This is a genomic window from Pinisolibacter aquiterrae (assembly GCF_019160155.1).
GTDB classification, from domain to species: domain Bacteria; phylum Pseudomonadota; class Alphaproteobacteria; order Rhizobiales; family Ancalomicrobiaceae; genus Pinisolibacter; species Pinisolibacter aquiterrae.
Genome location: NZ_JAFNIH010000061.1, coordinates 14512 through 39261, shown reverse-complemented (window position 1 = coordinate 39261; position 24750 = coordinate 14512). Strand labels below are relative to the sequence as shown.

At 70.1% G+C, this 24750-nt stretch carries 19 protein-coding genes and 1 pseudogene; 8 read left to right on the top strand and 12 right to left on the bottom strand.

Annotated elements, in window-relative coordinates; genetic code table 11:
- Positions 1–280 precede the first annotated feature (280 nt).
- The 3 genes from J3S89_RS21660 to J3S89_RS21650 all read right to left on the bottom strand — a co-directional run bounded on the left by J3S89_RS21660 (position 281) and on the right by J3S89_RS21650 (position 2712).
- Positions 281–523 (bottom strand): DUF4170 domain-containing protein, encoded by a 243-nt coding sequence (locus J3S89_RS21660; RefSeq protein ID WP_217931435.1) that lies wholly within the window; start codon positions 521–523, stop codon positions 281–283.
- Between the two features lie 61 nt (positions 524–584).
- Positions 585–1382 carry a 3'(2'),5'-bisphosphate nucleotidase CysQ gene (locus J3S89_RS21655; protein ID WP_230489019.1) on the bottom strand — a complete coding sequence of 266 codons (798 nt, stop codon included), beginning with the start codon at positions 1380–1382 and terminating at the stop codon, positions 585–587.
- Positions 1369–2712 carry a TldD/PmbA family protein gene (locus J3S89_RS21650; RefSeq protein ID WP_217931433.1) on the bottom strand — a complete coding sequence of 448 codons (1344 nt, stop codon included), beginning with the start codon at positions 2710–2712 and terminating at the stop codon, positions 1369–1371. Before J3S89_RS21650 ends, J3S89_RS21655 begins: the two co-directional genes overlap by 14 nt.
- Positions 2713–2990: 278 nt before the next feature.
- Between J3S89_RS21650 and J3S89_RS21645 the strand changes: the two genes are divergently transcribed.
- Entirely contained in the window at positions 2991–3590 is a 600-nt protein-coding gene (locus J3S89_RS21645; protein WP_217931425.1) for a DUF6101 family protein, read from the top strand.
- An 84-nt stretch (positions 3591–3674) separates the two neighbouring features.
- Here J3S89_RS21645 and ubiA read toward each other — a convergent pair whose 3' ends face one another.
- The gene (gene ubiA, locus J3S89_RS21640) at positions 3675–4628 is read right to left on the bottom strand and encodes a 4-hydroxybenzoate octaprenyltransferase (RefSeq protein ID WP_217931423.1); all 954 of its coding nucleotides are present in this window, start codon (positions 4626–4628) and stop codon (positions 3675–3677) included.
- Positions 4629–4800: 172 nt separating this feature from the next.
- Between ubiA and purD the strand changes: the two genes are divergently transcribed.
- From purD to J3S89_RS21625, 3 genes are all read left to right on the top strand, one after another.
- Positions 4801–6081: a phosphoribosylamine--glycine ligase gene (purD, locus tag J3S89_RS21635; RefSeq protein ID WP_217931421.1), complete on the top strand. Its 1281-nt coding sequence runs from the start codon at positions 4801–4803 to the stop codon at positions 6079–6081.
- A gap of 93 nt (positions 6082–6174) precedes the next feature.
- A complete protein-coding gene (locus J3S89_RS21630) occupies positions 6175–7092 on the top strand; it encodes an alpha/beta fold hydrolase (protein WP_217931419.1) in 918 nt (305 codons plus the stop codon).
- Between the two features lie 53 nt (positions 7093–7145).
- Complete coding sequence (locus J3S89_RS21625; RefSeq protein ID WP_217931417.1) at positions 7146–7991, top strand: patatin-like phospholipase family protein; 846 nt, start codon at positions 7146–7148, stop codon at positions 7989–7991.
- A gap of 43 nt (positions 7992–8034) precedes the next feature.
- Here the strand turns inward: J3S89_RS21625 and J3S89_RS21620 are convergent, their stop codons facing one another.
- Complete coding sequence (locus tag J3S89_RS21620) at positions 8035–9360, bottom strand: pilus assembly protein TadG-related protein (RefSeq protein WP_217931415.1); 1326 nt, start codon at positions 9358–9360, stop codon at positions 8035–8037.
- Between the two features lie 170 nt (positions 9361–9530).
- Positions 9531–9959, bottom strand: coding sequence for a nucleoside deaminase (locus J3S89_RS21615; RefSeq protein WP_217931902.1), 429 nt, complete (start codon positions 9957–9959; stop codon positions 9531–9533).
- 128 nt (positions 9960–10087) lie between these two features.
- Between J3S89_RS21615 and J3S89_RS21610 the strand changes: the two genes are divergently transcribed.
- The 3 genes from J3S89_RS21610 to J3S89_RS21600 all read left to right on the top strand — a co-directional run bounded on the left by J3S89_RS21610 (position 10088) and on the right by J3S89_RS21600 (position 14369).
- Positions 10088–11914: a pseudouridine synthase gene (locus J3S89_RS21610; protein WP_217931413.1), complete on the top strand. Its 1827-nt coding sequence runs from the start codon at positions 10088–10090 to the stop codon at positions 11912–11914.
- The gene (gene rsmD / locus J3S89_RS21605; RefSeq protein WP_217931412.1) at positions 11911–12474 is read left to right on the top strand and encodes a 16S rRNA (guanine(966)-N(2))-methyltransferase RsmD; all 564 of its coding nucleotides are present in this window, start codon (positions 11911–11913) and stop codon (positions 12472–12474) included. Before J3S89_RS21610 ends, rsmD begins: the two co-directional genes overlap by 4 nt.
- A 218-nt stretch (positions 12475–12692) precedes the next feature.
- Positions 12693–14369 carry a methyl-accepting chemotaxis protein gene (locus J3S89_RS21600; RefSeq protein ID WP_217931410.1) on the top strand — a complete coding sequence of 559 codons (1677 nt, stop codon included), beginning with the start codon at positions 12693–12695 and terminating at the stop codon, positions 14367–14369.
- A gap of 67 nt (positions 14370–14436) precedes the next feature.
- Here J3S89_RS21600 and mutL read toward each other — a convergent pair whose 3' ends face one another.
- Positions 14437–16320, bottom strand: coding sequence for a DNA mismatch repair endonuclease MutL (mutL, locus tag J3S89_RS21595; protein WP_217931408.1), 1884 nt, complete (start codon positions 16318–16320; stop codon positions 14437–14439).
- A gap of 160 nt (positions 16321–16480) precedes the next feature.
- Here mutL and J3S89_RS21590 point away from each other — a divergent pair, with 160 nt between their 5' ends.
- The gene (locus J3S89_RS21590) at positions 16481–17350 is read left to right on the top strand and encodes a TIGR01459 family HAD-type hydrolase (RefSeq protein WP_217931406.1); all 870 of its coding nucleotides are present in this window, start codon (positions 16481–16483) and stop codon (positions 17348–17350) included.
- A gap of 54 nt (positions 17351–17404) precedes the next feature.
- On the opposite strand, the gene J3S89_RS21585 is transcribed toward J3S89_RS21590, so the two are convergent.
- The 5 genes and pseudogenes from J3S89_RS21585 to ileS form a co-directional block, all read right to left on the bottom strand.
- Entirely contained in the window at positions 17405–18772 is a 1368-nt protein-coding gene (locus J3S89_RS21585) for a M16 family metallopeptidase (RefSeq protein ID WP_217931403.1), read from the bottom strand.
- A gap of 20 nt (positions 18773–18792) precedes the next feature.
- Complete coding sequence (locus tag J3S89_RS21580) at positions 18793–20334, bottom strand: M16 family metallopeptidase (protein WP_217931402.1); 1542 nt, start codon at positions 20332–20334, stop codon at positions 18793–18795.
- A gap of 92 nt (positions 20335–20426) precedes the next feature.
- On the bottom strand, positions 20427–21053 hold the full coding sequence (locus tag J3S89_RS21575; RefSeq protein ID WP_217931399.1) for a hypothetical protein: 627 nt from the start codon (positions 21051–21053) through the stop codon (positions 20427–20429).
- Between the two features lie 125 nt (positions 21054–21178).
- A pseudogene (lspA, locus tag J3S89_RS21570) lies at positions 21179–21695 on the bottom strand (signal peptidase II); the annotation flags it as partial.
- A complete protein-coding gene (ileS, locus tag J3S89_RS21565; protein WP_217931397.1) occupies positions 21692–24640 on the bottom strand; it encodes an isoleucine--tRNA ligase in 2949 nt (982 codons plus the stop codon). The gene ileS and the pseudogene lspA, both read right to left, overlap by 4 nt.
- Between the last annotated feature and the right edge of the window lie 110 nt (positions 24641–24750).

The following is a 24750-nucleotide window of genomic DNA, read 5'->3' as shown; positions in this document are numbered from 1 at the left end:
ACCGCGCGCGATCCCGCCGGCGCCGGGCGCGGCTGGGACGAGCGATGGGGGAGGAAACGATGGAGCCTCGCGGCGGCGGCGACCGTCACCGTGTCTGCGGCGGAAATCATCGTGGAAGGTCGTCCTCGATTGCTGTCGAGGACGCTTCTTAGCGCCGAAACGAGGCGCCGTCACCCTCGCGCGGGCCGACGGAACGAGAGGGCGGCGAGATGCCTCGGGCGGCGTCCGCCCGCGTCTCGCCCTTCGCGCGCATCCCGCGAGGACACGCCCCGCGAGGGGGTCAGTCGTGGCCGTGCGCCGGATCGAGCAGCCGATGCAGGTGCACGATGAAATACCGCATGTGCGCGTTGTCGACGGTCGACTGCGCCTTCGACTTCCACGCCGCCTTGGCGCTCTCGTAGTCGGGGTAGAGGCCGACCAGATCGACCTTGGAGAGATCGCGGAACTCGGTTCCGCTCAGATCCTCGAGTTCGCCGCCGAGGACGAGGTGGGGCAGCTGCGGCTTCTTGGATGTCGCGGTCATGTCGATCTACCGAACCGAGGGGGTGAAACCGATGTCGGTCGCGACGAGGCGCTCGGTCGCCTCATCCGATCAGACGGGCGAGGAGCGATCTCGCCGCGTCGTAGACACCGGGTGTGGCGGCGACCAGAGCCTCGTGGCGCGGCTCGACCTTGTTGTACAGCAACGGCTCACCGCTCGGGTTGGTGAACCGGCCGCCGGCTTCATGCACCAAGAGATCGGCGGCGGCAAGATCCCAATCGTGGGCATTGCCCGTTCCATAGGCGACGTCGAGCCGGTCGTCCGCGACCAGCGCGATCCTGAGCGCGAGCGACGGCACCGCCCGCTTCTGGGCGAAATTCTGTTCGGCGATCTCTCGTCGTTCCAGATACTTGTAGGGCGCGCCGAGGCGCGCGCCGGCGAGGCGGGTGCGGTCCGAGACCATCAGCCGATTGCCCGCGCAATGAGCACCACCCCCGGATGAGGCGGTCATCAACTTGCCCGTCGCCGGTTGATGGAGCGCCGCGACGATCGGGCGGCCGGCCTCGACGACGGCGATCGACACCGTCCATTCGATCTCGCCGCGCAGGAAGGCGCGGGTGCCGTCGATCGGATCGACCACGAAGACGCGCTCGCGGCCGAGCCGCTCCGGCCCGTCGGCGGTCTCCTCGGAGAGCCAGCCGTAGCCGGGCCGCGCCGCCGTCAGGCGTTCCGAGAGCAGCCGGTCGACGGCGAGGTCGGCCTCGCTGACCGGCGAGCCGCCGCTCTTCTGCCAGACCGAGGGATCGTGGCGGAACCAACGCATCGCCTCCTCGCCGGCGGCGAGGGCGGCGGCGGCGATCAGGGCGAGGTCTTCGGCGAGTTCCGGCTCAACGCCCGGCAATGGTCAGACCCTCGATCATCAGGCTCGGCGAGGCGATGGAGAAACGATATTCCAGATCGTCGGCGGCGACGAGGCGGGCGTACATGTCCTTCAGATTACCGGCGACGGTGATCTCGCTGACGGGGTAGAGGATCTGCCCCTTCTCGATCCAGAAGCCCGAGGCGCCGCGCGAGTAATCGCCGGTGATGCCGTTGACGCCCGAGCCGATCATGTCGGTGACGAGCAGGCCGCGATCGATCGAGGCGATCAGATCCTCGCGGCGCGCGGTTCCGGCGAGGAGCGTCACGTTGGTGGAGCCCGGCGACGGCGACCCGGTGCCGCGCGAGGCGCGTCCGTTGGAGGTCATGCCCAGTTCGCGCCCCGTCGCCCCGTCGAGGAGCCAGGTGGTGAGTACACCGTCCTCGACGAGGTTCAGCACCGGACCGGCCACACCCTCGCCGTCGAAGGGACGCGAGGAGAGGCCGCGCGGCCGGCGCGGATCGTCGACGATGGTGATGCCCGGCGCGAACACGGGTTTGCCGAGGCTGTCCTTGAGGAACGAGGTCTTGCGGGCGATCGCCGCGCCGTTGATCGCCCCGACCAGATGGCCGACGAGGCCGGTCGCCGCGCGCGGCTCCCAGATCACCGTCGCGGTCCCGGTGTCGACCTGACGCGGGTTCAGCCGCGCCACCGCCCGTTCGCCGGCGCGCCGGCCGATCGCCTCGGCCGGATCGAGGTCGCCGCCGAAGATCTTGGAGGAAGCGTCCCAGTCGCGCTGCATGCCGGTGCCGCTGCCGGCCAGCGCCGAGACCGAGAGCGAATGCCCGGTCCTGAGCCACGCGCCGGAAAAGCCGTGCGAGGTGACCAGCACCAGCCCGCCCAGCGACCACGAGGCGGAGGCGCCCCCGGAATTGCTGACGCCCGCGACCGCCCGCGCAGCGTCCTCGCAGGCGAGCGCCCGCGCCGTCAGCTCGGCCGCGTCCGGGGTCGAGGGGTCGACCAGATCGAGATCGGCGAAGGAGCGGGCGAGCAACGCCTCCTCGATCAGATCGGCCCAAGGGTCTTCCGGCGCCGCCTTGGCCATGGCGACGGCCCGTTCGGCGAGCGCGGTCGGATCGCCGAGGGCGTTGGCCGAGACCGTGGCGTGGCGCCGGCCGACGAAGACGCGCAGGCCGAAGTCGTCGCCCTCGGCGCGCTCGCTGTCCTCGACCTCGCCGAGCCGCACGCCCACCGAGAGCGAGACGCCGCGCACCGCCACCGCGTCCGCCTTGTCGGCGCCGGTCTTGCGGGCCGCTTCGACGAGACGATGGGCGGCGGCCTCCAGGGTGGACTGATCGAGCACGTCGGTCATGAAGCGGTCCTTGCGTTGGGGCGATCGGCGCCATCGTGTTCCGGTTTAGGCCGCCCGGCCGCCCCCGACAAGACCGGCGCGGGACGGGCGAGACTTCGATCGATCGAATCGTCGCGATCGTGGTCATGCCTCGATAACCCTATGCGGATCAACCCATTTTCAACCAGGTTTCTTAAGCCGGTCCTGGGCGGTGGCGAGTCATTCTCCCAGTCGACAGCGAGGTCTTCATCAGAAGAACGAAAGACCCGCAGGAGGCTATAGTGAGGCATCGAGCAACGATGACCTCGAGCGCCGGCATGGATGCCGCCGTTCGAGCGTTCGAACCCGTGCGTCTGGACCCGGCGGGGCTGCCGCATCGGTTCCGTTACGACACCGGCGTCGATCCCCGCACCGGCCGCCCGATGGGCGAGGCCGCCGTGATCCTCGACGGCACGATGGTGCAGGTCTGCCGTCGCCTGCCCTCGGGCATTCCGATGGCGATGCGTCTGCCGATGGCGGCCTTCGAGGGCGTGGCGGTGCGCATGTCCGACGATCCGTCCGATCCCGGCGGCGAGGGTCTGGTGATCCTCGAGCTGCTTCATCGCGACCCGCATCTGTCGCTGCCGCTCTCCGTCGCCCGCGATCTCGACGACGTCGTCGCCGATTGGAAGGCCTGGGCGCGCGTGTTGATGCTGCCGAAGCTCCTGGTGGAGACCGACGGTTCCTGGCGTTCGCTCGAGACCCGTCTCGGCGCCGTCGAGGTCGCCCCGGTCAAGCCGCGCCGGCGGCGTTCGATCCTCGCCGGCCGCCGTCCCCGCTTCCTCACCCGCCGCAAGGTGGGCGTGCGCGGCCGTGATCCGGTCGTCATCGAAAAATGCGAGATCTTCGGTCGCGAATGATCGAAGGGTGAAACGACGTTCCCCCCTGATCTGGCCCCGACGCTCGACCCGGCGTGCGGGGCCTTCTTCTGAGCGGCGGCCGCTTCAGAAGAGATGCCGGAGCCCGTCGGCGACGAGGCCGGCGAAGAGGATCCAACCGGCGTCGCGGTTGGACCGGAAGAGCCTCAGGCAGAGATCGGGATCGTCGATGTCGACCCGCCACACCTGCCAACCGAGATGGCCGGCGAAGCCGGCGAGACCGAGGAAGGCGAGCGGCCCGACCCCCGTGGCGACGAGCGCCGCGCCGAAGAGCGCCACCGTCAGCCCGTAGAGCCCGATCAGCCAGCCTCGCGTCCGCTCGCCGAAGAGCCGGGCGGTGGAGCGCACGCCGACGATGGCATCGTCTTCCTTGTCCTGATGGGCGTAGATCGTGTCGTAGCCGATCGTCCAGGCGATGGCGCCCAGATAGAGCAGGACCGGGGCGAGCGCCAATTCGCCGCGCGCCGCGCCCCAGCCCATCAGCGCCCCCCACGAGAAGGCCAGCCCCAAGAAGGCCTGCGGCCAGTCGGTGTAGCGCTTCATGAAGGGGTAGATCGCCACCACGCCGAGCGAGAGGAACCCGAGCACAATCGCGAAACCGCCGAGCTGCAGCAGCACCATGAGGCCGACGAAGGCCTGGAGCGCCAGGAACGCCTGCGCCTGCCGCACGCTCACCTGACCGGAGGGGATCGGCCGCGACCGCGTCCGCGCCACCTTGTCGTCGATCTCGCGGTCCACCAGATCGTTCCAGGTGCAGCCCGCGCCGCGCATCGCCACCGCGCCGATCAGGAACAGCACCAGATGCCACGGGTTCGGCCACGCCCGCCCGGCGCCGTCGGCCGCGAGCGCAGCCGACCACCAGCACGGCCACAAGAGCAGCCACCAGCCGATCGGCCGCTCCCAGCGGGCGAGCCGCGCATAGGGGCGCATCCACACCGGCAGGATCGTGTCGGCCCAATGCCCGCGCACGGCGTCGGCGACGATGCCGGAGGCGGAAGGGGAGGAGAGGGGGTCGGTCATGCTGTCGGTTCCGGCGGTCGGGCGCCCCTCGGCGGAGGGGATCCCCCGAGGTGAACCCGAACGCCGGCGAGGTCAAGTCGGCGGGAGGGGGATGCGACCCATCCCTCTCGACTCGGCCCCCGCCCGGCTGCTAGATCCCGCGCGGACGACGGACGCGCGAAGGGAGAGACCCATGAAGGTTCTGTTGATCGGTTCGGGTGGTCGCGAGGATGCGCTCGCCCATGCGCTCGCCCGTTCGCCGCGCCTGACGCAGCTCTTCGCCGCCCCCGGCAATCCCGGCATCGCGAAGGTCGCGACCTGCGTCGCCCTCGACGTCGCCGATCACGCCGCCGTCGTCGCCTTCTGTCGGCTGATGGGCGTCGAATTCGTGGTGGTCGGTCCGGAAGGACCGCTCGTCGCCGGCATCGTCGACGATCTCGCGGCGGCCGGCATCGCCGCCTTCGGCCCGTCGAAGCTCGCCGCCCGGCTCGAGGGCTCCAAGGGCTTCACCAAGGACATCTGCGCCAAATACGACATCCCGACCGCCGCCTACGGCCGCTTCGGCGATCTCGCGAGCGCGCGCGCCTATCTGGGCCGCGTCGGCGCGCCGATCGTCGTCAAGGCCGACGGCCTCGCCGCCGGCAAGGGCGTCACCGTGGCCATGACCCTGGAAGAGGCGGAAGCCGCCCTCGCCGATTGCTTCGGCGGCGCCTTCGGCACGGCCGGGGCCGAGGTGGTGATCGAGGCCTTCCTCGACGGCGAGGAGGCGAGCTTCTTCGCGCTGTGCGACGGCGAGACCGCGCTCGCCTTCGCCTCGGCACAGGACCACAAACGCGTCGGCGACGGCGACACCGGCCCCAACACCGGCGGCATGGGCGCCTATTCGCCCGCGCCCGTGATGACGCCGGAGATGTCCGAGCGCGTCATGGCCGAGATCGTCCGCCCGACCGTCCAGGCGATGATCGCCGAGGGCTGCCCCTTCACCGGCGTCTTCTTCGCCGGGCTGATGATCGGCGCCGACGGGCCGCAGCTCATCGAATACAACACCCGCTTCGGCGATCCCGAGACCCAGGTGATGCTCGAGCGCCTCGACGGCGACCTGCTCGACCTGCTTCTCGCCACCGCTCGGGGGACCCTCGCGGAAAAGACCGTGAGGCTCTCCCCCGACACCGCGCTGACCGTGGTGATGGCGGCGAACGGCTATCCCGGCAGTGTCGAGAAGGGATCCGAGATCCGGGGCATCGAGAAGGCCGAGGCGCTCCCCGGCGTCACCGTCTTCCACGCCGGCACCAGGGCCGACGGCGGCCGGATCCTGGCGAACGGCGGCCGCGTTCTGAACGTCACGGCGCGCGGCGCCTCGGTGTCCGAGGCCCAGGCCCGCGCCTATGCCGGCGTCGCGGCGATCGACTGGCCGCAGGGCTTCTGCCGCCGCGACATCGGTTGGCGGGCGGTGGCGCGCGAAAAGGACGCGTGAGCGGGAACCGAAGCGGGCCGAACGGCGTCCTTCCATCACCTCTCGTCCATGGCGCGTGAACGGCATAGGCTGGGGGACGATGGAGGACATGCCATGGAACTCGCCGACCTCTTCCCCGGTTTCGAGGCGCACACGATCGACGTCGGCGAAGTGAAGCTCTTCGCCCGCGTCGGTGGCCGCGAGGATGCCCCGCCGCTCCTCTGCCTGCACGGCTTTCCAGAGACCCATGTGATGTGGGCGAAGATCGCGCCGGAACTCGCCGAGAGCTTCCGTGTCGTCCTGCCGGATCTGCGCGGTTACGGCTGGTCGTCGGTCGCGCCGATCGAGCCCGATCATGCCCAGATGTCGAAACGCGTCATGGCGAAGGACGTGGTCGCCCTGATGGACGAACTCGGCCACGCCCGCTTCGCCCTGATGGGCCACGATCGCGGCGCCCGCGTCGGCTATCGCCTCGCCCTCGACCACCCGGGCGTCCTCACCCGCCTCGCGCTCCTCGACATCGTGCCGACGCTCGCCATGTGGCGGGCGATCGAGGCGGGCATCGACCTCGCCCCCCACTGGAAGAGCCTCGCCGCCCCGGCGCCGGGACCGGAGATCGAGATCGGCCGCGACGCCTCCGCCTGGCTGCACGAGACGCTGGTGAACTGGACCCGGGCGAAGGATTCGCACGTCTTCGGGGCGAAGGCGCTCGCCCATTACCATGCCTTCTTCACGGTGCCGGAACGGCTCGCCGCGACCTGCGAGGACTACCGCGCCGGCGCCACCCTCGACCGCGCCGCCGACGAGGCCGATCTCGCCGCCGGCCGCCGCATCGGCGTGCCGACCCGGGTGGTGTGGGGCGAGGGCGGTTTCCCGGCCAAGACCGGGATCTCGCCGCTCGATGCCTGGGCACCGTTCATGGCCGATCGCGCGCTGCTCTCCGGCGCGGCCGTCTCGGGCGGACATTTCCTGCCGGAGGAGGCGCCAGAGGAGACGCTGGCGGCGGTTCTGCCGTTTCTTCTCGCCGGGTGACCTTCTCTCTCGCCGACGATGCCCCCATCTGTCGACGGGGAAAGGACGACGTCATGCAGGATGTGAAGACGCTCCCTCGGATCGGTCTGGTGCTCGGCGGCGGCGGCGCGCGCGGTATCGCCCATGTCGCCGTGCTCGAGGCGCTCGACGAGATGGGGGTGGTGCCCTCGGCGATCGCCGGCACCTCGATCGGCGCGATCTACGGCGCCGCGCGGGCCGGCGGCCTCTCCGGCGCCGAGCTGCGCGCCCGCACGCTCGACAGTTTCGCCAATGGCACCGCCGCTCTCGCCAAATTGTGGACGCTGCGTCCGAAGAAGCTCGGCGATCTCCTCGGCGGCGGGTTCGGCCTCGGCCAGATCGCCCCGGATCGCATCCTCGAGATCTTCGCCGCCGATGCCTTCCCAACCACGTTCGACGACTGCGCCATTCCCCTCGCAGTGGTCGCCACCGACTATTACGGCGGCTGTGAAGCGGTCTTGACCAGAGGGCCGCTGCGCCGCGCGGTCGCCGCCTCGATCGCCCTGCCGACGATCTTCAAGCCGGTGGTGATCGACGGCCGAGTCCTGCTCGACGGCGGCATCATGAACCCGGTGCCGGTCGACGCGCTGCCGGTCGAGGTCGACGTCGTCGTCGCCGTCGACGTGGTGTCCTTCCCGGAACCGGCCGACGGCAAGCTCGCGCCCGGCGCGCTCCAGGCGGTCTTCGGCGCCTCGCAACTGATGCAGCAGCAGATCGCGGCCTTCAAATTCGAGGCCCGCCGCCCGGATCTCCTGATCCGCCCCCCGGTCAACGACGTGCGGATGCTCGACTTTCTCGCCGCCGAGAAGGTCCTGGCGGCGGCCGAGCCGACCAAGGACGAGGTCAAGCGGCGCCTGGGACGTCTGCTCGAGGCGTGGTGATCCCGGGCGGCGCGGCCGCTTCGAGGGATGCGCGGCCGGCGCCTCACCGCGACAGCCGCAGATGCTCGATCCACTTGTCGAAGAGGGAGGTCAGGCCGCTCTCGATCTCGCCGGTCGAGTTGGCCGACATGAAGTAGCCGGTGGAGGCGCAGTCGGCGAGCGCATAGGGCAGGTAGTCGCGCCGCTTGATCGACGACGACACGCCCGCGTCGAGCGATCCCCAGCTCGACGGCATGGTGGACCCGACGGTCGCCTCGTAACCCCAGTCGCCGGCGATGGCGAGATATTCGGTGTAGAGCACGCCGAAGGTCACGCCGTTCGCCTTGATCGGCGTGCAGTTGTTCGGCTTGTTCGGCGCCACCTTGGGCCAGGTCGAGGAGCCCCCCAGCACCCACGAGCGATAGGACTGCACGCCGTCGGTGACCATCAGCACCAGCTTCAGCGGCGAGGAGGCGCTGGAGCCGTCGCCGGCCGTGCCCATGATCGACTTCATCGTCTTCAGCGACGTGTCGAAATAAGTGCCGTCGACGCCGAGCTGCGAGGTCGCCCCCGAGAGCGCCGCGGTCGCCTTGCTCGTGTCGAAGGTCAGGTCCTGCGCCTTGGTCGTGTCCTTGTTGAAGTAATAGACGCCGACCTTGATCCGCTCGTGATTGGGATCGACGTCGTCGATCATCGCGATGACCTTCTTGGCGGCGGAGTTCATGACGTCGCGGCGCAGCGTCACGCCGAGAACCTGGGAGACGTCGAAGGTGTTGTTGTAGGATTTGCCGGCGATCACGTAGGGCCCGCCTTCGGCGACGTGGCAGGCGAAGACGCAATTGGCCGCGATCTTCATCGTGGTCTGGCCGGAGGTCGTCGCCGCGAGCCCCATCGAGGCGGAATTGTCGAGCAGCAGATAGACGTTCATGTAGGGCCGGTTCGGCGCCACCGCCGCCGAGACGATGGTGGCGTTGAACGTGTCGATCCCCGCGAGCGCCCCGAACGAGGTCGGCACCGAGAGGGTCGCGGTCGTCGAGACCTTGAGGGCCGATCGATCGATCGCCACCGTGTCGATCGCCAGCGTGCCGAAGCCGACGCCGTAGGTCTGGGCGCTCCAGTCCTTCACCGCCTGGGTGACCTGGGCGTCGGTCTTGGTGGAGAGCGCGTTGGCGCCCATCAGCGTGGCGCCGTCGACCACGTTCTGAACCTCCGAGCGGGCCTTGACGAGACGCGCGTAGTCGATGCCGGTGCCGACCGCCAGAACCAGCGGGACCAGGGCGAGCGCCAGGATCATCGCCACGTTGCCGCCTTCGGACCGCGAGAGACGCGCGCCCGCGCCCATGAGGGCGTGACGCAGGCGGGCGGGGAGGGAGGAACGACGCTGAGACATGAGTGGGTTCCGGTGCGCGCGCCGATCGGTCGGCTCGCCCGCAGTCTCGCGCGCCGACGTTGAGATTCCGTTTCGCGGTGCAATGAAACCCGGCCCGATCGAGCGATTCTCGCGCGGCGAAAGGGCAGTCGAACCCGGCGACAGGCGTGTTGCCGCACCGTATTCGAGGGTCACCTCTTCTTGCGGAAGAAGGTCTTGAGCAGATCGCCGGCGGCGACTGCGCTCAGTCCCGAATAGACGTCGGGAACATGATGACACGTCGGCGACGAATAGAGTCGAACGCCGTTCTCGACCGCGCCGCCCTTGGGGTCGCTCGCGCCGTAGTAGAGACGGCGGATTCGCGCAAAGGAGATGGCGCCGGCGCACATCGGGCAGGGTTCGAGCGTCACCCACAGGTCGCAGTCGATCAGTCGGTCCGAACCGAGGACCCGCCCGGCGGCGCGGATCGCCTCGATTTCCGCATGCGCGGTCGGGTCGCTCGTCTCCACCGTGCGATTGTGGCCGCGCGCGATCACCACGCCGTCCCGCACCACCACCGCGCCCACCGGAACCTCGTCGGCGTCGGCCGCCGCGCGCGCCTCGGCGAGCGCCTCCGGCATGAAGGAGAGATAGGGGCGATCGGACACGACGACGGGCCTCGTGGATGCGTGACGGATCCGCGCGGATTCGCGCGATTATCGCCCCTCCACCGCTTACATGTCCGAGCGCTTTCGTCTAGTAAGGCGCCATGACCAAGACACACGATACCGACGGCGCGCCGGAGACGAGCGCGAAAGGCGGCGACGCCGACACCAGGGACAACGGCGAGCGCGTCGCCAAGGTGCTGGCCCGCGCCGGCCTGTGCTCGCGCCGCGAGGCGGAGGAGTGGATCGCCGCCGGCCGCGTCGCCGTCGACGGCAAGGTGCTGGAGACCCCGGCCTTCACCGTCGGCCCGAACAATCGCGTCACCGTCGACGGCAAGCCGCTGCCGGTGAAGGAGCGCACGCGCCTGTGGCTGTTCCACAAGCCGCGCGGTCTCGTCACCACCAATCAGGATCCCGAAGGCCGTCCGACCGTCTTCTCGGTCCTGCCCGAGGACATGCCGCGCGTCGTCACCGTCGGCCGGCTCGACATCAACACCGAGGGCCTGCTGCTCCTGACCAACGACGGCGGCGTCGCGCGCGTGCTGGAACTGCCGGCGACCGGCTGGCTCCGCCGCTACCGCGTCCGCGCCTACGGGACGGTCGAAGAGGCCACCCTGAAGGAGCTCGAGCACGGCGTGTCGCTCGACGGCGTCGACTACGGCCCGATCGAGGCCGCCATCGAGCGCGTCCAGGGTCACAACATCTGGCTCGTCCTCGGCCTGCGCGAGGGCAAGAACCGCGAGGTGAAGCGCGTGCTGGCGAGCCTCGGCCTCGAGGTCAATCGCCTCATCCGCATCTCCTTCGGCCCGTTCCAGCTCGCCGACCTCGAGGAGGGCGAGATCCGCGAGATTCGCGGCCGCGTGCTGCGCGATCAGTTGGGCAAGCGTCTGGTCGCCGAATCCGGCGCCGATTTCGACGCCCCGCTGATCCACCACATGCAGGGCGACACCGACGAGGACGAGGGCCGCAAGCGCAAGATCCGCGCCTTCGGCGCCGAGGAGGCGCCGCGCGGCCGCACCCGCCCGCCGCGCACCGCGATGGAGTTCATCGGCACCGGCGAGAAGCGCGGTCCCGCCCGCGACGAACGCGGCGCCCGCGAGGGACGCGGCGAACGGCCCCATCGCTCCGAAGGGTTCCGTGGCCGTCCCGAGGGCGGCGAGGGGCGTCCGCAGAAGTGGCGCTCGGAAGGCTTCCGGGGCCGCGCCGACGGGGGCGAGGGCCGCCCGAACAAGCCGCGTTCGGAGGGATTCCGTGGTCGGCCCGACGGCGAGCGTCCGCGCTCCGAGGGTTTCCGCGGCCGTCCCGAGGGCGATCGACCGCGCTCGGAAGGGGGCCGGGGGCGTCCGGAGACCGATCGTCCGCGTGGCGAGGGCTTCCGCGATCGTCCGCGTGGCGGCGAGAGCTTCCAGACCCGCAAGCCGCGTGAGCGCGGCGAGGAGGGGCGCGGCTTTGCCGGCGATCGTCCCCGCTCGGAGGGATACATCGGCCGCGACGGCTACAAGTCGGCCGGCTTCCGGGGCCGTCCCGACGCGGAGCGCCCGCGTTCCGAGGGCTTCCGGGATCGTCCCGACGGCGGCGAGGGCCGCGCCCGTTCGCGCGCCGAAGGCTTCCGCGATCGTCCCGAAGGTGGTGCCAAGAAGGCGCCGGCGCGGGTCGAGGGCTTCGGTCCGCGTGGTCCGCGCGGCATGAACCCCGGTGGCCGCACCGGCCCCAAGGGCGGCGGCTCCGCCGGGCCGGACGGCGGCCCGCGCGGCTTCGGCCCCCGGGGCGAGGGCCCCGGACGTGGCGGCCCCAAAGGTGGCGGCCCCAAGGGCGCCGGCCCCAAGGGTGGCGGGTTCAAGGGTGGCGGGTTCAAGGGCGGCCCCGGTCGCGGTGGTCCCGGTCGCGGTGGTCCAGGCCGTGGTGGCGCCTCGCGCGGAGATCGCGGGTGAGGATCGTCGGCGGACGCTTTCGCGGCGCGGCGCTCGCCACGCCCAAGACCCAGGCGATCCGGCCGACCTCCGATCGCCTGCGCGAGAGCCTCTTCAACATTCTCGCCCACGGCCATCGTGAATGCCTCGAGGACACCCGTGTCCTCGATCTCTTCTCCGGCACCGGCGCGCTCGGCCTCGAGGCCCTGTCGCGCGGCGCCCGCTTCTGCCTCTTCGTCGAAGAGGCCGCCGAGGCGCGCGGCCTGATCCGCACCAACGTCGAGCATCTCGGCCTGACCGGCGCCACCAAGATCTGGCGCCGCGACGCGACGACGCTCGGCCGCGCCGCGCCGCAGGAGCCCTTCGACCTCGCCTTCCTCGACCCGCCCTACGGCAAGGGCCTCGCCGATCGTGCCCTCGCCTCGATGGTCGCCGGCGGCTGGCTGAAGCCGGGCGCCCTGGTGGTGGTGGAGGAGACGGCCGCCGTCGACGTCGCCGTCCCCGCCGCCATGACCCTCCTCGACGAGAGGCGACAGGCAGAGACGCGACTTCTCTTCTTGAAGTTGCTGCCTTCGACCTGAAGTCGAAAACGCGATATGCAGAAGTGCTTAGGTCGCGATGAACTGAAATTCGAGGTATTCTGGTGAGGTTCACTCGAATTTCGTCCTGTGAGTCTCGCTTTCCTCTACGCCATTAAGTTCATTTTAAGTCTTCACCGACAGATTGGATACATTCCAGAATTGGGGGCGACGCATCGATGCGGGGTCGCGCGCGATCGAGCCCCGTGTCGGGGGCGAAGATGCGCATATCCGTCAAGGCTTCACTGATCGCAATGGTCTCGATCCTGGTCGTCATGTTGGCGGTCCAGGGGTGGACGGCTCTTTCTCGTCTCGAGGCGATGTTCGCCTCGGAACAGGACATCGCCGAGAATTGGATGCCTTCGGTGAAGGCCCTCGCCGACGTGAAATATGCGATCACGCGCTATCGCCTCGGCGGAACCCGTCACGTCTTGACCACGTCGGACGCAGAGATGAAGGCGCTCGACGAGCGTCTGGTGGTCATGTCCAAGTCGATCGCCGACGATTTCGCGATCTATGAGAAGCTGATCTCGAGCGAAGAGGAACGCGGGATCTGGAACGGCTTCCTCGCCGACTGGAAGGTCTACGCCGCCGCGCAGGAGAAGGCGCTCGTCGCCAGCCGCAAGAACGAAAACGAGGCCGCCGCCGCCGCCTTCGCCGCGACGACCGAGCTCTTCGACAGGGCACTCGGCGCCCTCGATCGTGATCTGGCGCTCAACGAGAAGTCCGCGCACGCCGCCGCGCTCGCCGCCGAGGACGTCTTCGCGCGCGCCCGTCTCGTGGTGCTCGCCTTCGTCGTGGTCGCGGTGGTCTCCGGCCTCGCCGCGATCGGCTTCGTCGTGCTGCGGGTCACGAAGCCCCTGCAGAACCTGACCGAGGCGATGGGAGCGATCGCCTCCGGCAAGCTCACCACCGAGATCCCCTCCCAGGCGCGCGGCGACGAGATCGGCGACATGGCCCGCACCCTCCTCGTCTTCCGCGACGGTCTCGCCGAGACCGAACGCCTGCGCGCCCAACAGGCCGCGAAGGAGGCCGAACAGGCCGAGCGCATGGCCGCCGAGCGTCACAAGATCGCCGATCGCTTCATGGCCACCATGGGCGGCCTCGCCCAGAGCTTCGTGAAGTCCTCGGGCGAAGTCGCCGAGGCGGCGCGCAACCTCTCCGCCACCGCGGAAGAGACTTCGCGTCAGGCCGCCTCCGTCGCCCATGCGGCGGAAGAAGCTTCCACCAACGTCCAGACCGTCGCCGCCTCGACCGAGGAACTCGCCGCCTCGGTGCGCGAGATCAAGGGCCAGGTGGTGCACTCCGCCTCGATCGCCGGGACGGCGGCGGACGAGGCCGCCTCGACCGAAGCCAACATCCGCTCGCTCTCGGAAGCCGCCGAGAAGATCGGCGACGTCGTCAACCTGATCCGCGACATCGCCGGCCAGACCAATCTGCTCGCGCTCAACGCGACGATCGAGGCGGCGCGCGCCGGGGAGGCCGGCAAGGGCTTCGCGGTGGTCGCCTCCGAGGTCAAGCAGTTGGCGGCCCAGACCGCCAAGGCGACCGACGAGATCGCCCAGAAGATCGGCGAGATCCAGTCGGCCACCGGCGACACCGTCCAGTCGATCAGCCGCATCGTCGGCACCATCGGCTCGATCCGCGAGGTGACCTCGTCGATCGCCGGCGCCGTCACCCAGCAGGGCGCCGCCACCGACGAGATCTCCGGCAACACCCATCGTGCTTCGCAGGGCGCCAGTCAGGTCACCAGCAACATCGCCGGGGTCGGTCAGGCCGCCGAGATGACCGGCGCCGCCGCGACCCAGCTGATGGGCCTCTCCGGCAGCCTGTCGTCCCAGGCCGACAAGCTGACCCACGAGGTCGACGACTTCGTCCGCACCCTGCGCAGCGCCTGATCCCAGGCCCGGATCGCAGATCCTCCGAACGGCCCGAGCACCGGCGATCCCGGTCTCGGGCCGTCGTTCATTTCCGGCCGAACAGCCGCTCGATGTCGGCGAGCTTCAACTCCACCCAGGTCGGGCGGCCGTGGTTGCACTGGCCGGAATTGGGCGTCGCCTCCATCTCGCGCAGGAGCGCGTCCATCTCCTGCGGCCGGAGCCGCCGCCCGGTCCGGACCGAACCGTGACAGGCCATGGTCGCCAGGATCTCGTCGATCCGCGCCTTGACCCGGTCCGACGAGTCCCATTCGGCGAGATCGTCGGCGACGTCGCGGACGAGCCCGGCGACGTCTCCGTTCCTGAGGATCGCCGGCACCTCGCGCACCGCCACCGCAGCCCCGCCGAAACTCTCGATGACGAGCCCGACCGCGGCGAGATCCTCCGCCCGCGCCAGCAGCCGCGCCACGTCCTCCTCCGGCAGTTCGACGATCTCCGGGATCAGCAGGCCCTGGCGTGCGATGCCGGTCTCGGCCATCTGCGCCTTGAGCTTCTCGTAGGTGAGGCGCTCGTGAGCGGCATGGGCGTCGACGATGACGAGCCCGTCGCGGGTCTGGGCGACGATGTAGTTGGCGTGGACCTGGGCCCGCGCCGCCCCGAGCGGTCGCGCCTCGCTCGCCTCGTCGAGCGGCGCCTCGTGGGCGCGCGCGTCGGCGGACGGCGCCAGCACCGCGTCGAAGGGCGAGACCTCGCGCTCGCCGAGCACCGACCCGGCGATCGCCGAGGGCGAGGAGAGGTCGGGCGAAGCGGCGTCCGCCCGCCAGTCGAACGGAGCGCTCGGCCGTTCCGCCGCGCGCCACAGCGGCCCCGACGGAGGCGTCCACCCGGCCGCGCGCGCCGGGGCGGCCCAGGCCGAGGCCGCGGCGCCGGTCCTGAGCGCGGCGAGCGTCGCCGCGCCGCCGGTCGAGGTGGCGCGATGGCCCGCCGCCGCCAGCGCCTGCCGGAGCGCGCCGACCAGGAGCCCGCGCACCAGCCCGGCGTCGCGGAAGCGCACGTCGGCCTTGGTCGGATGGACGTTGACGTCGACCTCGCGCGGATCGAGCGCCACGTCGAGCACGACGACCGCGTGGCGGTCCGACGACATGACGTCGGCATAGGCGCCCCGGATCGCCCCGAACAGCATCTTGTCGCGCACCGGCCGGCCGTTGACCGTCAGATATTGCTGCGTCGAGGCGGCGCGGTGATAGGTCGGCAGACCGATCCGCCCGGTGAGCCGGATCCCCTCGCGCTCGGCCTCGACGAGAAGAGAGTTCTCCGCGAAGTCGTCGCCGACGATCGCCGCCACCCGCGCCGTCAGCGCGTCGTCGCCGCGCGCCACCGGCCAGTCGTGCGACGAGCGGTCCGCCCCGGAGAGCGAGAAGCGCACGTCCGGCCGCGCCAGCGCCAGCCGCTTCACCACCTCGGTGATCGCCGCCGTCTCGGCGCGATCGGACTTCAGGAACTTCAGCCGCGCCGGGGTCGCGAAGAAGAGGTCGCGCACCTCGACCCGGGTGCCGCGCGAGATCGCGCTCGGCCGGACGTCGGAGACGAGGCCGCCGTCGAGCCCGATCTCCCAGCCGTGTGCGTCCTCGGCGCGCCGGGTGGCGATCACCATCCGCGCCACCGCGCCGATCGACGGCAGCGCCTCGCCGCGAAAGCCGAGATGCTCGATGCGGAAGAGATCGTCCTCGGCGAGCTTGGAGGTGCAGTGGCGCTGCACCGCCAGCGTCAGATCGTCCGGCCCCATGCCGAAACCGTCGTCGCTGACCCTGAGCAGCGTCTTGCCGCCGCCCGCCGTCACCACCTCGATCCGGGTCGCGCCGGCGTCGAGCGCGTTCTCGACGAGCTCCTTGACGACGCTCGCCGGCCGCTCGATCACTTCGCCGGCGGCGATGCGATTGACGGTGGTCTCCGACAACTGACGAACGATCATGAGCCGAGACCCTCGTGGACGCGAACCGCCATTGTCGTGGATTCGCGGACGCGCGTCACGATCGAAGCCGATCCCTTCGTCTCGTCCTCAACGACTTGTTGCAGTGCAAAAGACGGAACGTTAAGAATGGCTCCCACTTCCGTCACGAGAGGTTTCTTCGATGCTCACTCTGTCGCCGTCGCGTATCTCCGGTCTGTCGGCCCTCGCCGCCGATTACGATGCGGTTCTCTGCGACGTCTGGGGTGTGCTCCACAACGGCGTCGCCGCCTTTCCCAAGGCCTGCGAGGCGCTGGTGAAATGGCGCGAGGGCGGCGGCAGGGTCGTGCTCCTGACGAACGCGCCGCGCCCGGCCGGCCCGATCCACGAGCAGCTCGCCCGCCTCGGCGTGCCGCGCGAGGCCTATGACGACCTCCTGACCTCCGGCGACGTCACCCGCGAGATGCTGATGGCGCGGCCCGAACGGGCGATCCTCCATCTCGGCCCCGATCGCGACCTCTCCCTCTACGAGGATCTGCCGATCGAGCTGGTCGACGACGCCCATGCCGAGGCGATCGTCGTCACCGGCCTCGCCGACGATACCCACGAGACGCCCGAGGACTATCGCGAGCGCCTCGCCGCGCTCGCCGAGCGCCGTCTGCCGCTGATCTGCGCCAACCCGGACATCGTCGTCCAGCGCGGCGTCCAGCGGGTCTGGTGCGCCGGTGCCCTGGCGCGGGTCTACGAGGAATTCGGCGGCGAGATCGCCCTGATCGGCAAGCCCTATCCGCCGGTCTACGAGGAGGCGCGTCTGCGCCTCTCGGCGGTGACCGGGCGCCCCTTCGACCATCTGCGCGTCCTGGCGATCGGCGACGGCCTCGCCACCGACATTCGCGGCGCCTGCAGTCAGAAGCTGGATGTTCTGCTCGTCACCGCCGGCATCCACGGCGCCGAATTCGGCCCGCTCGACGCGCCCGATCTGAAGCGCGTCGAGATCCGCCTGATGGACGAGGATCTCGCCGTCACCGCCTTGGTGCCGCGCCTCGTCTGGTGACGGCCGCGGTCGCGATCCGCTCCCGAGACGGGGCGGGCTCGCGGCCGATCTCGGTCACTTCTTGGCCGGTTCGGGCGTCGGCGCCGCCTGCGGCACGTCCGGGCCGACCACCACCAGACTGAGATCGCCGACGAACAGCCGCTTCGCGACCCGCTTGACGTCGTCGAGGGTCACCGCCTCGATCATCGCGTTGCGCTTGTCGATGTAGTCGATACCGAGATTCTCGATCTGGATCCCCAGGAGCGAGGCGGCGATCTTGTCCGACGTATCGAAACGCAGCGGATAGGAGCCGGTCAGATAGGCCTTGGCGGCGGCGAGCTCGGCCGCCGTCGGCCCCTGATCGCGCATCCGCTCGATCTGCGTGCGCACGAGCCCGATGGTCTCGTCGACCCGATCGGCCGAGGTGCCGACCGCGCCGAGGAACTGGCCGGAATGGACGAGCGGGGCGAGGCCCGTGGCGATCGAATAGGCGAGGCCGCGCTTCTCGCGCACCTCCGTGTAGAGCCAGGACGAGAAGCTGCCGCCGCCGAGAATATGGTTCATCACATAGGCGGCGATGAAGTCGGGATCGGCGCGCTTCAGCCCCGGTCCGCCGAAGCGGATCGTCGCCTGCGGCACCGCCAGAACCTCGCGGGCGCGAACCCCGCCGAGTGGCTGGACCTCGGCCACCGGCACGAGCTTGCCCTCCGCCGGCAGCGCGCCGAAGATGCGGTCGAGCGCCGGACCGAGCGTCGCCGCGTCGATGTCGCCGACCACGGCGATCTTCAGATCCTTGCGGGCGAAGAGACGGGCGTGCAGCGCCTTGAGATCGGCCGGCTCGATCGCCGAGACCGAGGCCTCGGTGCCCCGGCCGGGACGGGCGTAGGGGTGGGTGCCGAAGACCGCCTTGGCCCAGGCCCGCGACGCCACCACTTCCGGATTGCGCTCGGACCGGCGCAAGGCGGCGATCGCCTGCACGCGCATCCGCTCCACCGCCTCCTTGTCGAAGCGCGGCTTGGCGAGCGCCAGGGCGAGCAGATCGAAGGCCGCGTCGCGATTTTCGGAGAGGGTCTTCATCTCGCCGGAGAAGCGGTCGGGATCCTCGGAGAAGGAGAGGTCGACGGCGAGATCCTCGAGCCGGGTCTGGAACGCCTGCGAGGTCATGTCGCCCGCGCCTTCGTCGAGCAGGGTCGACATCAGATTGGCGAGACCCTCCTTGCCGGCCGGATCCTGGGTCGAGCCGCCGGCGAAGGAGAACTCGAGCGCGATCAGCGGAACCGCGTGTTCCTCCACCAGCCACGCCTCGATGCCCGAGGGACTGACGACGCGCTGGATGCGGCCGGCCGAAGCCGGGGCGGCGGCGAGGAGTCCCGCCACCAGCACGGCGGCGACGGCGAGCGCGCGCCCGAGGCGGGGGCGGCTTCGGAACGGATGAGACGTCATGGAAACGATCCTCTGCCGGTTCACGGGCGGGAGCGGTCACGCCCGGCGAGGCTCGCCGGCGCTTCGATCATGCGGATCGGTCCGGTCATCGCGCCGGCCCCCATCGCGCCGGCGCCGGCGATCGGGGCCTTGCCCGACGGCGGCGCGCTCTTCAGCTCGCCAGTCACCGATCCTTGCGGCGTCAGCCATTTCGCGGCCGCCTTCTCGACCTCGTCGGCGGTCACCGCGCGGATCCGCGACGGCCAGGAGCGGACCCGGTCGATGCTGCCGCCGACCGCCAGCTCGGCGCCGAAGAGACGCGCGAGCGAGGCCTGATTGTCCTGGACCTTGATCGCCTCGGCATAGACCTTGGTCTTCGACCGATCGATCTCGGCGGCCGGAATGCCGGTCTTGGCGACGTCGGCGACCACCGCGTCGACCACCTTGGCGAGCGTCTCGAAGGAGACGCCGTCGCGCGGCACCGCGTAGATCACGAAACGGCCGTCGTCGAGCGCGTCGGACTGGTAGTAGGTGCCGACCTGCGCCGCCAGCCCCTTCTCCACCACCAGCGTCCGATAGAGCCGGCTGGTCGCGCCGCCACCGAGCGTGTCGGCGAGCAGTTCCAGCGCCTCGCTGACGCCCGCCTCGGCGGTGTGGCTCGACGGAACCCGCCACACCCGCCGCCACGACGGCTGATTGACCCGCTCGTCGGCGAGCGCCACGGTCTGGACGACGTCGCTGGTCGGATCCTGCGGCCGCATCCGCTTGCCCGGATCGGCGCGCTTCTGCACCCGGCCGTAATGGCTGAGCGCCAGATCGCGCACGGTCACCTCGTCGACGTCGCCGGCCACCACCAGCACCGCGTTGTTGGGCGTGTACCAGCGATCGTAGAAGGCCTTGGCGTCCTCGACGGTCAGCTTCTCGACCTCGCCGCGCCAGCCGATCACGGGGATCCGATAGGGATGATTGGGATGGAGCGCCGCGTCGACCGCCTCGCCGAGACGCGCGCCGGGGTCGTTGTCGGTGCGCATCGAGCGCTCCTCGAGCACCACCTTGAGCTCGGGCGCCGCCGCCGCCGGATCGAACTGCAGGTTCTGCATCCGATCGGCCTCGAGGCCCATCACCATGCCGAGGTGTTCCTTGGCGACGCGCTGGTAATAGGCGGTGTAGTCCCACGAGGTGAAGGCGTTCTCCTGGCCGCCGATCGCCGCCACCTTCTTGGAGAAGGCGCCGTCCGGATTGGTCTTGGTGCCCTTGAACATCAGGTGTTCGAGATAGTGGGCGACGCCCGACTTGCCCGGCGCCTCGTCGGCGGAACCGGCCTTGTACCAGACCATGTGGGTGACGACCGCCGCGCGATGGTCCGGGACCACCACCACCTGCAATCCGTTGGGCAGCTGGAACGAGGTCACGCCGGCCCCGATCACCGGGGCGCCGAGGACCGCGGCCGCCGCCTCGGGGACCGGCGCCGCCACCGGCGGCTTGGCGACCGGCTTGGCGGCCGGCCCTTCGGCGAGGGCCGGGCTCGCCAGGGCGGCGGCGAGCAGCAGGGCGGCGGCGAGACGAGGGATCGGGCGCGACACGGGCGGGGCCTCCGGTTGTCGGTGGGCCGCGCGGATCGAGCTCGGGACGGCGCCGACCGCGCGTGGCGGAACGAGGGGTCAGGCGGCGACGGTCACAGCGGCCACCAGCCGGGCTTCCAGGTGGACTTCTCCTCCGGCGCCGCGACCGGCGCGTTGGGCGAGGGTTGGCGATACTGGTCCGGCGGCTCGATCAGCGACTTGCGCCCGGTCGGGTTGGCGGCCCGCTTGACCGCTTCCGCCTGGGTCGCGCCCTGGCCCTTCAATTCGTCGGGGGTGAGGCGGCGGCCCGGATTGGGGTCGTAGCGATCGATCTTGCCGGCGCCGGGGATCGAATATTTGGCGAGTTCGTCCGGGGTCATGATGCGTCCGTCGGCGCCGCGATCGCCACCCTTGAGCGCCGCGCGGCGCTGCTCGTCGGCGACGTCCTCCGGGTTGCGCGGGAAGCGCGGGTCGGCGACCTTTCCGTCCTGCGGCGCGGGAAGCGTGCGCGACGGCGGCACCACCAGCGGCGCGCGGGGCTTGTATTCGATCGGCCGTTCGTTCGGATCGATCGCGCCGAGCCCCTGCATCACCGCCTTGACGGCGTTCTGCTCGAGCGTGTCGTCCTTGTTGCCTTCCTCGACGAAACCGTCGGAGGAACTGGCGCATCCGGCGAGCAGCGGCCCCAGGATCACGAAAAGGGCCGCCAAACGCGTCCCGGTCTGCATCTTCGTCGCCACTGAGGTCCATCTCCCCGGCCGTCGGCGCCCGACGCCCGTCTCGTTCGTCACGCTCTCGCTCCGCGCGACCCCGTCCGTCGCGGTCCGAATTCTTCGTGGGTCGATCGATACGACCCGTCGTCTCGTCCGGCGTCAGGAAGAACCGGACTTTGTGGCATCCTCGGGGCCGGACCGCAGCGAGTCAACCAACAGGCCGACGACGCCGACGACGATCCAGAGATCCGCCAGATTGAATACGTACCACGACCGCGATCGATCGGGCAGGAAGAGATGCACGAAATCGATCACCGCGCCGGCCCAGGCCCGGTCGATCGCGTTGCCGATCGCCCCGCCGACGATGAGCCCGAGCGAGACGGCGAGCCAGACCGAGCCGGTCTTCCACAGCCACCGCGTCATCAGGATCGCCGCGCCGAGCGCCAGCGCCACCAGGAGCCACCGCCCCCACGGATTGTCCTGTTGGAACAGACCGTAGGAGATGCCGTAGTTCCAGATCAGCCGGAATTCGGCGAAGGGCGCGACCGGGATCGGGCCGGTTTCGGCGAGCCGCGCCCCGAACAACAGGCCGAGTTTGGAGGCCTGATCGGCGGCGAGGGAGACCCCCGCCACCGTGAGGCCGAGCGCGCGCGGGGAGGAGACGCTCATGCGGGCGCCTTCTCCGCCTGCCCCGCCAGCCACTCGCGATAGGCGGCGGCGTCGCGGGCCGAGAGGTCGGGGAGTTCCGGGTCCGAGCCGACGTCGGCGACGATCCGCCACGACCGGGCGCAACGCTTGCCGGTGAGCTTGACCGGAACCACCGCGACACCGGCGACGTCGGGAAGCGTGAACGCCCCCTCCGGTGCCGGCGTGGCGACGACCGAGATCGACGAGGTGATCGCCACCTCGGCGAGATCGACGCCGTCGAGGGCGGCGGCGAGATCGGCGTCGCTCACGTGGACGATCGGCGCCGCCTCGAGGCTCGAGCCGATTCGCTTGGCGGCGCGTTCGATCTCGAGCGCCCCGGTGACGACCCGGCGCACCTCGCGCACCTTGGCCCACTTGGCCGCGAGCGCCTCGTCACGCCACAGATCCGGCAGGACCGGGAAGAGTTCCAGGTGGATCGATCCCGCGCCGGGGAAGCGATGGCCCCAGGCCTCTTCCGTGGTGAAGGGCAGCATCGGCGCCAGCCACTTGACGATGGTGCCGAAGAGCTGATCGACCACCGCCAGCGCCGCGCGGCGCTTCACCGAAGACCGCGCCTCGCAATAGAGCGCGTCCTTGCGGACGTCGAAATAGAAGGCGGAGAGATCGATCACCATGAAGTTCAGGATCGCGCCCACGACCTTCTTGAAGTCGTACGCTGCGTAACCCGCCTCGACCACGTCGCCGACCTCGCGCAGCCGGTGCAGCATCAGCCGCTCCAGCTCCGGCAGCTCGGCGAACTCCGGATCGAGCTCCGGTTCGTGATGCGTGAGCGTGCCGAGCATCCAGCGCAGGGTGTTGCGCAGCTTGCGATAGCTCTCGACGTTGGTCTGCAGGATCTCCTTGCCGATGCGCAGGTCGTCGGCATAGTCGGAGGTCATCACCCAGAGGCGCAGGATGTCGGCGCCGGACTGCTTGATCACGTCCTGCGGGAACACCTGATTGCCGAGCGACTTCGACATCTTGCGCCCGTCCTCGGCCATGACGAAGCCATGGGTGAGGACGCTGTCGTAGGGCGCGCGGCCGTTGGTGCCGCAGCTTTCGAGGAGCGAGGAATGGAACCAGCCGCGATGCTGGTCCGAGCCCTCGAGATACATGTCGGCCGGCCACTTCAGATCCGGACGGCGGCGCAGGCAGAAGGCATGCGTCGACCCCGAGTCGAACCACACGTCGAGAATGTCCTGCACCTGATCCCACTGGTCGAGATCCTCGACGAGACCGCCGAGGAAGCGCTCCTTGGCGCCCTCTTCGTACCAGGCGTCCGCCCCTTCGCTGACGAAGGCGGTGAAGATGCGGGCACGCAGCTCCTCACTCTTGGCGAAGGTCGGCCCCGGCGCCAGCTGGCCGGTCTCGGCGTTGCGGAACACCGCGATCGGCACGCCCCAGGCGCGCTGACGCGACACCACCCAGTCGGGCCGGTTGGCGATCATGCCGTTGAGCCGGTTCTGCCCGGCCGGCGGATAGAAGGTGGTCTCGGCGATCGCCTTCAGCGCGCGGGTGCGCAGCGTGTCCGGCTCGTTCTTCCCCGCGCCGACGAAGTCGCGGTCCATGTGGATGAACCACTGCGGCGTGTTGCGGAAGATCACCGGCTTCTTGGAGCGCCAGGAATGCGGATACTGGTGCTTGAGCCGGCCACGGGCCAGCAGCGCGCCCGCCGCCACCAGCGCGTCGATGACCGCCTTGTTGGCGTCGCCCTTGTCGCCGTCCGACGTGATGACGGTGCGGCCGACGAAGCCCGGCGCGTCCTCGGTGAGGAAGCCGCCGTCGTCGACGGTGAAGGGGATGGCGGTGTCGATGCCGCGCAGATCGAGCGCGCGGGCGTTCGCCATCCAGATCTCGAAGTCCTCGCGGCCGTGCCCGGGCGCGGTGTGGACGAAGCCGGTGCCGGAGTCGTCGGTGACGTGGTCACCGTCGAGGAGCGGCACCTGGAAGCCGTAGCCGAGATCGGCGAGCGGATGGGCGAGGGTGAGCGCGAGGAGTTCGGCCGCCGTCACGTCGCGGAGCCTCGTGAAGTCTTCGACCTTGGCGGCCTTCATCACCTCCTCGGCGAGCTTGTCGGCGAGGACGAGCTTGTCGCCGACCGAGGCCCAATTGCCCTCCGGCGAGGCGGTCACCTCGTAGAGGCCATAGGCGATGCGGTTCGAGAACGAGACCGCGCGGTTGCCCGGGATGGTCCAGGGCGTCGTCGTCCAGATGACGACGGAGGCGCCGACGAGATCACCGTCGACGACCGGGAACTTCACGAAGATCGTGTCGGACGTGTAGTCCTGATACTCGACCTCGGCCTCGGCGAGCGCGGTCTTCTCGACGACCGACCACATCACCGGCTTGGAGCCGCGATAGAGCTGGCCGTTGAGCGCGAATTTCTGGATCTCGCCGGCGATGACGGCTTCCGCCTCGTAGTCCATCGTCAGATAGGGCCGCTCGAAGTCGCCGATCACGCCGAGGCGCTGGAACTCGGCCGACTGCACGCCGACCCAATGTTCGGCGAAGGCGCGGCATTCGGCGCGGAACTCGACCTTCGGCACCTCGTCCTTGTTCTTGCCGGCGGCGCGATACTTCTCCTCGATCTTCCACTCGATCGGCAGGCCGTGGCAGTCCCAACCCGGAACGTAGTTCGAATCGAACCCTTCCATCTGCTTCTGGCGGGTGATCACGTCCTTGAGGATCTTGTTGAGCGCGTGGCCGATGTGGAGATGGCCGTTGGCATAGGGAGGGCCGTCGTGGAGGACGAACTTCGGCCGCCCCTTCGCCTTCTCGCGCAGCGCGCCGTAGAGGTTCTCCGAAGTCCAGCGCTCCAGGATCTTCGGCTCCTTGTCGGGCAGGCCGGCGCGCATCGGGAAATCGGTCTGGGGCAGATAGAGCGTCTTGGAATAATCGACGCTCGTGTCGGCGGTCTTCTCGGTCATGGTGTCCTCGAGGGAACGATCTGTCGGGTGAGCGGCCACGCGCCTCGTCGCGAGGGGGCCGCAGGAAGAAGTGCGCATCGCGGGGGAGAGCGCCCACGACGAAAGTCCCC